Here is a 10,963-nt window from a genome sequence, read left to right as displayed (position 1 = left end):
CGGTCTACTCGTTGATCATGATCCACCGTGCCTACTTCGGTCCGTCCAAGTCTGACGCAGTGCTGCACGGCATGGATGCTCGCGAACTGATCATGGTGGTTGGACTGGCGGTGCTGCTGATTTACCTCGGCGTGTTCCCGCAACCGTTCCTCGATACCTCTGCCGCTACGATGAGTGGTGTGCAGCAATGGTTCGGTACCGCCTTCACTCAACTCGCTTCGGCCCGGTAAGAGCGCTATGGAATTCACGACTCAACACTTTATCGCGCTTGCGCCGTTGTTGATCACCAGCGCCACGATCATCGTGGTGATGCTGGCCATCGCCTGGCGTCGCAACCACTCACAGACCTTTCTGCTGTCGGTAGCCGGTCTCAACCTGGCCCTGCTATCGATCCTCCCTGCCTTGAAAGTCGCGCCTCTGGTCGTGACTCCACTGCTGCAGATCGATAGCTTCGCCTGCCTCTACATGGCGCTGATCCTGGTCGCCACGCTGGCGTGTGTAACCCTCGCCCACGCCTACCTCGGCGATGGCGGTTCGGGTTACCCGGGCAACCGCGAAGAGCTGTACCTGCTGATCCTGATGGCTGCGGCCGGTGGCCTGGTACTGGTCAGCGCGCAGCACCTGGCCGGCTTGTTCGTCGGTCTGGAACTGCTTTCGGTACCGGTCTACGGCCTGGTGGCCTATGCCTTCTTCAACAAGCGTTCGCTGGAAGCCGGCATCAAGTACATGGTGCTGTCGGCCGCCGGCTCGGCGTTCCTGTTGTTCGGCATGGCGCTGCTTTACGCAGAAGCCGGCAGCATGAGCTTCAGCGGCATCGGCCAGGCACTGGCCGCTACCGGTCTGCCTAACCCGATCGCGCAACTGGGCCTGGCCATGATGCTGATCGGCCTGGCGTTCAAGCTGTCGCTGGTACCCTTCCACCTCTGGACCCCGGACGTCTACGAAGGTGCTCCGGCACCCGTGGCGGCGTTCCTGGCGACGGCGGCGAAAGTCGCAGTGTTCGCGGTGATGGTGCGGCTGTTCCAAATCTCGCCAGTGGCCAACAGCGGTGTCCTGAGCAACGTACTGACCATTATCGCCATCGCGTCGATCCTGTTCGGTAACCTGCTGGCGCTGACCCAGAGCAACCTCAAGCGTCTGCTGGGTTACTCGTCCATCGCGCACTTCGGTTACCTGCTGATCGCCCTGGTGGCGAGCAAGGGTCTGGCGATGGAAGCCATCGGCGTGTACCTGGTCACCTACGTGATCACCAGCCTCGGCGCGTTCGGCGTGATCACCCTGATGTCTTCGCCGTACAACGGCCGTGACGCCGACGCGCTGTACGAGTACCGCGGCCTGTTCTGGCGTCGTCCGTACCTGACCGCGGTACTGACCGTGATGATGCTGTCGCTGGCCGGTATCCCGCTGACTGCCGGCTTCATTGGCAAGTTCTACATCATCGCCACCGGTGTCGAATCCCACGAATGGTGGCTGGTCGGCTCCCTGGTATTGGGTAGCGCCATAGGCGTCTTCTACTACCTGCGAGTGATGGTCACCCTGTTCCTGATCGAACCGAACCTGCGTCGCCACGATGCTCAACTGCACTGGGAGCAACGTACCGGCGGCGTGATGCTGCTGGCCATCGCGGCTCTGGCGTTCTTCCTCGGTGTGTACCCACAGCCGCTGCTGGCGTTGGTGCAACAGTCGGGATTGGCGGGTTGATCGGTTAGTTATACGCAGTAGAAAAACAGCACGGCACCTTCGGGTGCCGTTTTTGCGTTTGGGGGGACGGAGGTTTTTCAAGATCAAAAGATCGCAGCCTGCGGCAGCTCCTACACAAGCAGCGTCCACCTGATCAATCGCGGCTGTAACCGCCTACGTAGGAGCTGCCGCAGGCTGCGATCTTTTGATCTTCTAGCCAAAGAGCGGCAACAACACATTTCTTTGGAGTATTGGTTCGGTCTGAAGAAGTCTGTTGTGTGGGATGGCCTCTTCGCGGGCAAGCCCGCTCCCACAGTGGATTGGCGATGTACATACCATCTGTGGCTGGCGCGATACCTGTGGGAGCGGGCTTGCCCGCGAAGACGGTGGGACAGACAAAAATGAAAACGGCACCTTAGGGTGCCGTTTGCGTTTCATAGTCCAGCCGCTTACTTACGCGCCGCCTCCCACGATTTCAGCAGTTCGGCGTAGCTCACGGTTTCGCCTTTAGGCTTTTCGTTAGCCAGTTTCGGCTTCGGTGCGCCCGGCTGGTCGAGCCAGTATTGCGCGTCGCGCTCGGGGTTCATTTTCGGGGCACAAGTGGCTTGTGCTTTCGAGCGTTCAAGACGAGTCAAGATGGCGTCCTGGTCCTTGGCCAGGCCATCCAGCGCTTGTTGCGGGGTTTTCTCGCCGCTGGCGGCTTCGGCGATATGGCTCCACCACAGCTGTGCCAGGCGTGGATAGTCCGGCACGTTGGTCCCGGTCGGAGTCCATTGCACGCGGGCCGGGCTGCGATAGAACTCCACCAGGCCACCGAGTTTCGGCGCCAGGTCAGTCATGGCTTGCGAGTTGATGTCCGATTCGCGGATTGGCGTCAGGCCGACAATGGTTTTCTTCAGCGACACGGTTTTCGAGGTCACGAACTGCGCGTAGAGCCAGGCCGCCAGCCGTTGTTTCTCCGGTGTGGATTTGAGGAAGGTCCAGGAACCGGCGTCCTGATAACCGAGTTTCATGCCCTCCTCCCAGTACGGACCTTTCGGCGACGGTGCCATGCGCCATTTCGGCGTGCCATCGGCGTTCATTACCGGCAAACCGGGTTTGGTCATGTCGGCAGTGAAAGCGGTGTACCAGAAAATCTGCTGGGCGATGTTGCCTTGGGACGGCACCGGGCCGGATTCGGAGAAGGTCATGCCCGCCGCTTCCGGTGGCGCGTATTTTTTCATCCAGTCAACGTACTTGGTGGTCGCATACACCGCCGCCGGGCCATTGGTGTCACCGCCGCGGGTCACGCTGGAACCGACCGGATGGCAATCCTCGACGCGGATGCCCCACTCATCCACCGGCAAGCCGTTGGGTATGCCTTTGTCGCCGGCGCCGGCCATGGAGAACCAGGCATCGGTGAAGCGCCACCCAAGGGACGGGTCTTTCTTGCCGTAGTCCATGTGACCGTAGACGCGCTTGCCGTCGATTTCCTTGACGTCTTCGCTGAAGAATTTGGCGATGTCTTCATAGGCCGACCAGTTCACCGGTACGCCCAACTCGTAGCCGTACTTTTCCTTGAACTTTGCTTTGAGGTCCGCACGTTCGAACCAGTCGGCGCGGAACCAGTAGAGGTTGGCGAACTGCTGGTCAGGCAACTGATAGATCTTGCCGTCCGGCGCGGTGGTGAAGGAGATGCCGATGAAGTCTTTGATGTCCAGGGTTGGCGAGGTGTAGGCCTTGCCTTCGTTGGCCATCAGATCGGTGATGGATTCGGTCTTGCCGTAGCGAAAATGGGTACCGATCAGGTCCGAGTCGTTGACCCAGCCGTCATAGATATTCTTGTCCGACTGCATCTGGGTCTGCAGTTTTTCCACCACGTCGCCTTCCTGCAACAGGTCGTGGGTCAACTTGATCCCGGTGATTTCGGTAAAGGCTTTGGCCAGCACCTTGGACTCGTATTCGTGGGTGGCAATGGTTTCCGAGACCACGTTGATCTTCATCCCGCGAAACGGCTCGGAGGCCTTGATAAACCACTTCAGCTCTTCGAGCTGCTGGGCTTCGGTCAGGGTGGACGGTTTGAATTCGCTGCCAATCCATTTTTTGGCGGCGTCTTCATAGGCATCGGCCCAGGCCGCAGCGCTCAGCCCGCTGAGTGCCAGCATGGCTGCCAATGAAACGCTATGTCGCAGCTTATTGTTTTTGTCGAACATGAGACCTCCTGTTTAGGTTTCGGAGCATGACTGCCGGATTTCGGCTAGCCCCAACGCATCACAGCCAACAGCCACACCAGGGACAGCGCGGTCGCCACCCAGATGCTCCATTCAGTCACACCAATCACCAGCAAATGCAGGTAGGCGCTTGCGAGAAGACCGATAAACAGCCGATCACCACGGGTGGTGCTGATCGGTAGAAAGCCGCGCCGAGGGATGCTCGGCGAACGCAGCTCCCAGGTGGTCATGCCCGCCAGCAACAGAGCAATGGCGCCGAAGAATGCCGCGGTCGGGGGGGTCCAGTTCATCCATTCCATCAGCAGTTCCTCAAACCCGGCCGAGGGCAAAGCCCTTGGCCACGTGATTACGAACGAACCAGATCACCAGCATGCCCGGCAGGATGGTCAGTACCCCCGCCGCCGCCAGCACGCCCCAGTCGATCCCCGAAGCCGAAACGGTGCGGGTCATCACCGCCGCGATCGGCTTGGCGTTGACCGAAGTCAGGGTGCGCGCCAGCAGCAGTTCGACCCAGGAGAACATGAAGCAGAAGAACGCCGTCACCCCGATGCCCGAACCAATCAGCGGGATGAAAATCTTCACGAAGAACTTGGGGAAACTGTAGCCATCAATGTAGGCGGTTTCGTCGATTTCCTTCGGCACACCGGACATGAAGCCTTCGAGAATCCACACCGCCAGCGGCACGTTGAACAGGCAATGAGCCAGCGCCACCGCGATGTGGGTATCGAACAGGCCGATGGACGAATACAGCTGGAAGAACGGCAACAGGAACACTGCCGGCGGCGCCATGCGGTTGGTCAGCAGCCAGAAGAACAGGTGTTTGTCGCCAAGGAACCGATAGCGCGAGAACGCATAGGCCGCCGGCAACGCCACGCTCAGGGAAATCACGGTGTTCAGGCTTACGTAGTACAGCGAGTTCAGGTAGCCGGTATACCAGCTGGGGTCAGTGAAGATCACCTTGTAGTTGGCGAGCGTGAAGTCCTGGGGAAACAGCGTCAGGCCGCCGAGGATCTCGGTATTGCTCTTGAACGACATGTTCAGCAACCAGTAGATCGGCACCAGCAGGAACAGGATGTAGATCAGCAAGGGCACTAATTTACGTTTGCTCATGGCAGGCCTCAGCGGTTGGCGTCAGAGTGAGTCATGGCGGTATAGAACAGCCAGGACACCAACAGGATGATCAGGAAGTACACCAGCGAGAATGCCGCCGCCGGCCCCAGGTCGAATTGCCCGATCGCCATCTGGGTCAGGGTCTGGCTGAGGAAGGTGGTGGCGTTACCCGGCCCGCCGCCGGTCAGGACGAAGGGCTCGGTATAAATCATGAAACTGTCCATGAAGCGCAGCATCACCGCGATCAGCAGTACGCTTTTCAGCTTCGGCAACTGGATATAGCGAAATACCGCCCAGCTCGAGGCCCGATCGATCCGTGCTGCCTGGTAGTACGCATCCGGGATGGCCCGCAGGCCGGAGAAACACAGCAGCGCCACCAGCGAGGTCCAGTGCCAGACGTCCATCACCAACACCGTGACCCAGGCGTCCATGGTGTTGGCTGCATAGTTGTAACTGATGCCCATGGCATTCAAGGTCCAGCCGAGCAAGCCGATGTCGGCGCGGCCGAAGATCTGCCAGATGGTGCCGACCACGTTCCACGGAATCAGCAGTGGAATCGCCATCACGATCAACACCAGCGACGACCAGCGGCCCTTGGTCGGCATGGTCAGGGCGATGGCGATGCCCAGCGGGATCTCGATCAGCAAGACGCAGGCGGAATAGATGAACTGACGCAGCAGTGAGTCGTGCAGGCGTGGATCGAGCAGCACCTGGCGATACCAGTCGGCCCCGACGAAATAGCGGCTCGACTGATCGAAAATGTCCTGTACCGAGTAATTGACCACCGTCATCATCGGGATCACGGCGCTGAACGCCACCAGCAGGAACACCGGCAACACCAGCCACCAGGCCTTGTTGTTCTGCACCTTGTTCATGGCTGCGCCTCGTTCATGGGTTGCGCCTCTAGCAGGTAATCATCGGCATAGACCATCAACCACTGCGCCGGGAAGCTGATCCAGGCCCTGCCTTCGGGCACCGGCTTGTCTTCGGCCAGGCGCACTTTCAACGGCGCGCCATCCAGATCGAGGGTCATGATCTTGTAGGTGCCAAGATCTTCGACGTGCACCACGTCGGCTTCCAGCGCGTCGTCGTAGGGCTCGTCCCAGACGTGGATGAATTCCGGACGAATACCGACTTTCAGGGTCTTCCATTGGCGCTCGGCGATCCGCTGCTGCAGGGCTTCGGACAACGCCAGATGGGTCTCGGCGAAACCGACGCCACCGGCCTGGGGCTTGACCTCGATCAGATTCATCCCCGGGCTGCCGATGAAATAGCCGACAAAGGTGTGGCTCGGCCGCTCGAACAATTCCCGCGGCGTGCCGAACTGCACAATCTGCCCGCCGTACATCACCGCGATCTTGTCGGCGAAGGTCGAGGCCTCGAGTTGATCGTGGGTCACGTAGACCATGGTGATATTGAACTGCTCATGGATCTGCTTGAGCTTGCGGCGCAATTTCCATTTCAGGTGCGGGTCGATCACCGTCAGCGGCTCATCGAAGAGGATCGCCGAGACGTCGTCGCGCACCAGGCCACGGCCCATGGAGACCTTTTGCTTTTCATCGGCCGTCAGGTTGCGGGCCTTCTTGTACAGCAGCGCCTGCAAATCGAGGACTTCGGCGATTTCCAGCACCTTGCTGTGAATCTTCGCCTCGGCCATCCCCTGATTACGCAGCGGGAAGGCCAGGTTGTCGAACACCGTCATGGTGTCGTAAACCACCGGGAACTGGAAAACCTGGGCGATGTTGCGCCGCTCGGGCGTCAACTCATTGACCACCCGGCTGTCGAACAGCACCTGACCTTCGGACGGGATGAGCAGCCCGGAAATGATGTTGAGCAAGGTCGACTTGCCGCACCCGGACGGCCCGAGCAAGGCATAAGCACCGCCCTGCTCCCAGATATGATTCATCTCGCGAATCGCATAGTCCTCAGGCCCGGCAGGCGTGCGGCTGTAGCTGTGGGCGAGGTTCTGCAAACGGATTTCGGCCATCAGGCAACCCTCGCGACACGCCGACCGGGCGCCTGGACCAGACGCCCCTGCGCATCGAAGACAAAGAGTTTGTGAGTCGGGATGTAAATGCGGATCGGCGCGTCGACGTCGTACTCGTGCACCCCGGGCAGGTGCAGTACCAGCAGGAAATGCTCGTTGCGCACATGCAGGAAAGTTTCCGACCCGCTGATCTCCGCCACCTCGACGGTCACCGCCAGCTCCAGGTCATCGTCGTTGCTCGGCACCAGAGAGATATGGCTCGGCCGCACGCCGAAGCGGAATTCGCCCTCGCCGACCGGGCGCAAATCCACGTTCAGCGGAAAATGCACGAAATTGGCGAAGCTCACTTCATTGCCGGCAATGCGCCCCGGCATCAGGTTGATCGGCGGTTCGGAGAACAGTTCGGCGGCCAATACGGTTTGTGGCTGGTGATAGACCTCGGCGGTCTTGCCGCTCTGAACCACCCGGCCTTCATGCACAATGGTCGTGGTGCCGCCCAAGGCCAGCGCTTCGTTGGGCTCGGTGGTGGCGTAAATGGCGATGGTGTGATGGGTCTTGAACAGCTCGCGCATTTCCTGGCGCAGTTCTTCGCGCAGCTTGTAGTCGAGGTTGACCAGCGGTTCGTCGAACAGAATCAGCTCGGCATCCTTGACCAGCGCCCGGGCCATCGCGGTGCGCTGTTGCTGGCCGCCGGAGAGTTCGAGGGGATAACGCTGGAGAAACTTTTCGATACGCAACATTGTCGCGGTTTCCAGCACCTTGCTCTGGATCAGCTCGGCCGAAACACCGGCCTGACGCAACGGCGAGGCGATGTTTTCGAAGACGGTCATGGTCGGGTAGTTGATGAATTGCTGATAGACCATCGACACATTGCGCAACCGCACCGGGCGCTGGGTGACGTCGACGCCGTTCATCAGGATGCGTCCGCTGTCGGGCTTGTCCAAACCTGCTATCAGCCGCATCAGACTGGTCTTGCCGGACAGCGTACGGCCGAGCAAGACGTTGAAGGATCCGGGCTCGAAGCGAAGATTCGCATCGTCGATCCAGATCTGGCCCTCGACGGTGCGACTGACGTGCTCCAGCGTTAATGACATGGCTCGGCCTTTTTATTATTGGAGTCAGGCGACCTGAGCAACAGAGCGACAATCGTGCCAAAAACTACAAGCGACTGATCCGGTTGGGTTTTCTTGAAAATGAAGGGAGATCGGCATTCGTTGCTGAACAGAAATGAACAACTGCGACTGAACAACTGAACAGTCCCGGGTTTGACAATGAACAATAGTGAACAACACTCAACGGATGCTTTTGCCTTGTCCGCCGCTTTGTCGGGTGCACCGCTCATCTCGCGAAAAACGCGGTCACCGTAGGAGCTGCCGCAGGCTGCGATCTTTTGATTTTTAGCGGCAGCTCCTACACCGGATCGTGAGCAGCGCTGAAATCCCATAAAAACAATAAAGTTTGCCAAGAGATCGACTGCCATGGCCGCACCTGCCCCGCTGTTGTCCCATGACACCATCATCCAGGACTCCTGGCGCCGCTGCCGGGCCTTCGGGCTCAGTCATCAGAGCGCCCCGGCCTTCGACCAGCTACCCGCCGAGGGCATCGCGCACTTGCTTGAGAGTCAGCACTCCCTGGTGCAGACCACCCACCAGGAAGTCCTGCCGTATTACGAAAACATCCTCAGCAATTCCAATTGCCTGATCATGCTCGCCGACAACCAGGGCCAGGTGCTGACGTCCTGGGGCACCCAGCGTTTTATCGAGCCGAGCCTGGCTCGAGGTTTCAAGGCCGGCGCCAGCTGGATGGAGCGCTGCACCGGGACCAACGCCATCGGCACCGCCCTGGCCTGCGAGCAGTGCGTGCATATCGAGCACGATGAGCACTTCCTAAAGGCCAACCGCTTCATGACCGGCTCCGCGGCACCGATATTCGACGCCGAGCGTCAGGTGATCGCGGTGCTCGACGTCTCCAGCGACAGCTACCTGCCGCCGTCTCACACCCTGGGCATGGTGAAAATGATGAGTCAGACGGTGGAGAACCGGCTGATTCTCAACCTGTTCCAGGGTCGGCATTTCCAGCTGACCTTCAATACCGGCCTGAACAACCTCGACAGCCAATGGGCCGGACTGCTGATCTTCGATGAAGGCGGCCAGGTGCTGTCGGCCAACCGCCGTGCCGATAATCTGCTGGGCACCAGCCTGTCACGGGTCAGCGTTGAAAACCTGTTCAAGGTCTCGTTGCGGGACCTGCTGAACCAGCCAGAAGGTTTACCCTTTGCGCTGCAGGCTTCGGGGCGCAACCGATTTCAGTGTTTGTTGAAGCGCCCCAAGCAGATGCCGATTCAGGCCCGGGTACTTGTCGAACCCGCCAACCCCGCCCCGACCGCGATCAGTCTCAGCACCCTGCACTTTGGTGACAGTCGCGTCGAGAAAGCCGTGCGCCAGGCCGAACGTTTGCTGGAGAAAGACATCCCGTTGCTGATCCATGGCGAAACCGGAGTGGGTAAAGAGGTGTTCGTCAAAGCCCTGCATCAGGCCAGCTCCAGGAGCAAACAACCATTCATTGCCGTCAACTGTGCGGCGATCCCCGCCGAACTGGTGGAATCGGAGCTGTTCGGTTATGAAAAAGGCGCGTTTACCGGCGCCAATCAGAAAGGCAGCATCGGGCTGATCCGCAAGGCCGACAAAGGCACGCTGTTCCTTGACGAGATCGGCGACATGCCGCTGCCGACACAAGCCCGGTTGCTGCGAGTATTACAGGAGCGTTGCGTGCAGCCGGTGGGCAGCAGCGAACTGTTCCCGGTGGACATCCGCATCATCTCGGCGACCAATCACGCCTTGCGCGAACAGGTTCAAGCCGGGCGCTTTCGAGAAGACCTGTACTACCGCATCGGCGGGTTGACGCTGGAGCTGCCGCCCTTGCGTGAGCGCAGTGACAAGCAGGCGCTGTTCAAGCGTTTGTGGGAACAGCATCGGGAGCCGACTCAATGGGCCGGGCTGAGTCGTGAAGTCATGGAGCTGTTCACCCGCCATCCGTGGCCGGGGAATCTACGCCAGGTCAGCAGTGTGATGCAGGTGGCGCTGGCCATGGCCGAGGAACAACCGGTGCGGCCTGAGCATTTGCCGGATGATTTTTTTGTGGATCTGGAGATGAATGAGCCCACTCAACCCGCAGCTTCATGCCAACTAGACGGTTCAGAAGACTTGAACCAGTTGTTACGGGCGGCTGGTGGGAACATCTCACATTTGGCACGGCACCTAGGGGTCAGCCGCAATACGCTGTACAAGCGATTACGCAAATCAGACACCTGAAGACTCAACCAATTGTCGATACGTCTTTGCTCACCTCCAATATTTTGGCTATATTTGGCCAAAATATTGGAGATGCCAAATGATTACTGTCCCGTTAGGCGAAGCCAAGAACAACCTGTCCAAGCTGGTTGATGATGCCGCTGCCGGCCAGATCATCACAATTGCCAAACACGGTCGGGCCCTTGCCCGCCTTGTCCCTGTAGGAAAACCCACAGGCCGACGTATCGGCGCAATGAAAGGCAAACTGATCTTGCCTGAGGACTTTGATGCACCACTGCCAGACGACATGCTGGATGCATTTGAAGGAGCTCAAGGATGAGGGTTTTGCTCGACACTCATATTTTGCTATGGACCTTGAGTGACGACCCAAAACTTTCAGGCAAGGCCAGGAAACTGATTGAGAGCGCCACTGAGATTTATATCAGCACAGCGTCTTTTTGGGAGATGGCTATCAAAGTGGGGCTGGGCAAACTGAATGTCGATCTTGAAGGCATAAGGGACTCCTGCCTCGAAAGCGGATTCATAGAGCTACCTGTCACGTTTGAGCACGCCATCGCGGTCAAGGACCTGGAGCATCATCATCGAGATCCGTTCGACCGGCTCATTGTAGCAACCACAATGACAGAGCCCATGAAGCTCCTGACTGCCGACCCTATGGTCGCCAA

11 protein-coding genes and 1 pseudogene are annotated in these 10,963 nt (G+C 59.2%); 5 read left to right on the top strand and 7 right to left on the bottom strand.

Features of this window, described 5'->3' with window-relative positions; genetic code table 11:
• A pseudogene (locus F8N85_RS33225) lies at positions 1-230 on the top strand (NADH-quinone oxidoreductase subunit M); the annotation flags it as partial.
• A 7-nt stretch (positions 231-237) separates the two neighbouring features.
• Positions 238-1,701, top strand: coding sequence for an NADH-quinone oxidoreductase subunit NuoN (gene nuoN, locus F8N85_RS33220; protein ID WP_150807635.1), 1,464 nt, complete (start codon positions 238-240; stop codon positions 1,699-1,701).
• Positions 1,702-2,129: 428 nt separating this feature from the next.
• Here nuoN and F8N85_RS33215 read toward each other — a convergent pair whose 3' ends face one another.
• From F8N85_RS33215 to F8N85_RS33185, 7 genes are read right to left on the bottom strand one after another with little or no spacing between them, the layout of a single operon-like run.
• Complete coding sequence (locus tag F8N85_RS33215) at positions 2,130-3,872, bottom strand: ABC transporter substrate-binding protein (protein ID WP_150807634.1); 1,743 nt, start codon at positions 3,870-3,872, stop codon at positions 2,130-2,132.
• A gap of 44 nt (positions 3,873-3,916) precedes the next feature.
• A complete protein-coding gene (locus F8N85_RS33210; RefSeq protein WP_150807633.1) occupies positions 3,917-4,189 on the bottom strand; it encodes a DUF2160 domain-containing protein in 273 nt (90 codons plus the stop codon).
• A gap of 10 nt (positions 4,190-4,199) precedes the next feature.
• Positions 4,200-5,000, bottom strand: coding sequence for a carbohydrate ABC transporter permease (locus tag F8N85_RS33205; protein WP_124387065.1), 801 nt, complete (start codon positions 4,998-5,000; stop codon positions 4,200-4,202).
• An 8-nt stretch (positions 5,001-5,008) separates the two neighbouring features.
• The gene (locus tag F8N85_RS33200; protein WP_150807632.1) at positions 5,009-5,875 is read right to left on the bottom strand and encodes a carbohydrate ABC transporter permease; all 867 of its coding nucleotides are present in this window, start codon (positions 5,873-5,875) and stop codon (positions 5,009-5,011) included.
• Positions 5,872-6,987, bottom strand: coding sequence for an ABC transporter ATP-binding protein (locus tag F8N85_RS33195; protein ID WP_150807631.1), 1,116 nt, complete (start codon positions 6,985-6,987; stop codon positions 5,872-5,874). Before F8N85_RS33195 ends, F8N85_RS33200 begins: the two co-directional genes overlap by 4 nt.
• Entirely contained in the window at positions 6,987-8,081 is a 1,095-nt protein-coding gene (locus tag F8N85_RS33190) for an ABC transporter ATP-binding protein (protein WP_150807630.1), read from the bottom strand. The genes F8N85_RS33195 and F8N85_RS33190 overlap by 1 nt, the downstream gene beginning before the upstream one ends.
• The gene (locus F8N85_RS33185; RefSeq protein ID WP_150807629.1) at positions 8,072-8,467 is read right to left on the bottom strand and encodes a hypothetical protein; all 396 of its coding nucleotides are present in this window, start codon (positions 8,465-8,467) and stop codon (positions 8,072-8,074) included. Before F8N85_RS33185 ends, F8N85_RS33190 begins: the two co-directional genes overlap by 10 nt.
• On the opposite strand from F8N85_RS33185, the gene F8N85_RS33180 reads away from it, so the two are divergent.
• The 3 genes from F8N85_RS33180 to F8N85_RS33170 form a co-directional block, all read left to right on the top strand.
• Complete coding sequence (locus tag F8N85_RS33180) at positions 8,466-10,298, top strand: sigma-54-dependent Fis family transcriptional regulator (RefSeq protein WP_150807628.1); 1,833 nt, start codon at positions 8,466-8,468, stop codon at positions 10,296-10,298. The two genes, F8N85_RS33185 and F8N85_RS33180, sit on opposite strands and share 2 nt — an antisense overlap.
• Positions 10,261-10,617, top strand: a complete 357-nt coding sequence (locus F8N85_RS33175; RefSeq protein ID WP_224795805.1) for a type II toxin-antitoxin system Phd/YefM family antitoxin — start codon at positions 10,261-10,263, stop codon at positions 10,615-10,617. Before F8N85_RS33180 ends, F8N85_RS33175 begins: the two co-directional genes overlap by 38 nt.
• Positions 10,614-10,963, top strand: a 350-nt coding sequence (locus F8N85_RS33170) for a type II toxin-antitoxin system VapC family toxin (RefSeq protein ID WP_150807626.1), incomplete at its 3' end; no start/stop codon positions are given. The genes F8N85_RS33175 and F8N85_RS33170, both read left to right, overlap by 4 nt.

The sequence above is a fragment of the Pseudomonas fluorescens genome (assembly GCF_902497875.1).
Taxonomy (GTDB): domain Bacteria; phylum Pseudomonadota; class Gammaproteobacteria; order Pseudomonadales; family Pseudomonadaceae; genus Aquipseudomonas; species Aquipseudomonas fluorescens_BR.
The sequence above is the reverse complement of the archived record's forward strand: the minus strand, read 5'-3'. Positions and strand labels throughout refer to the sequence as shown.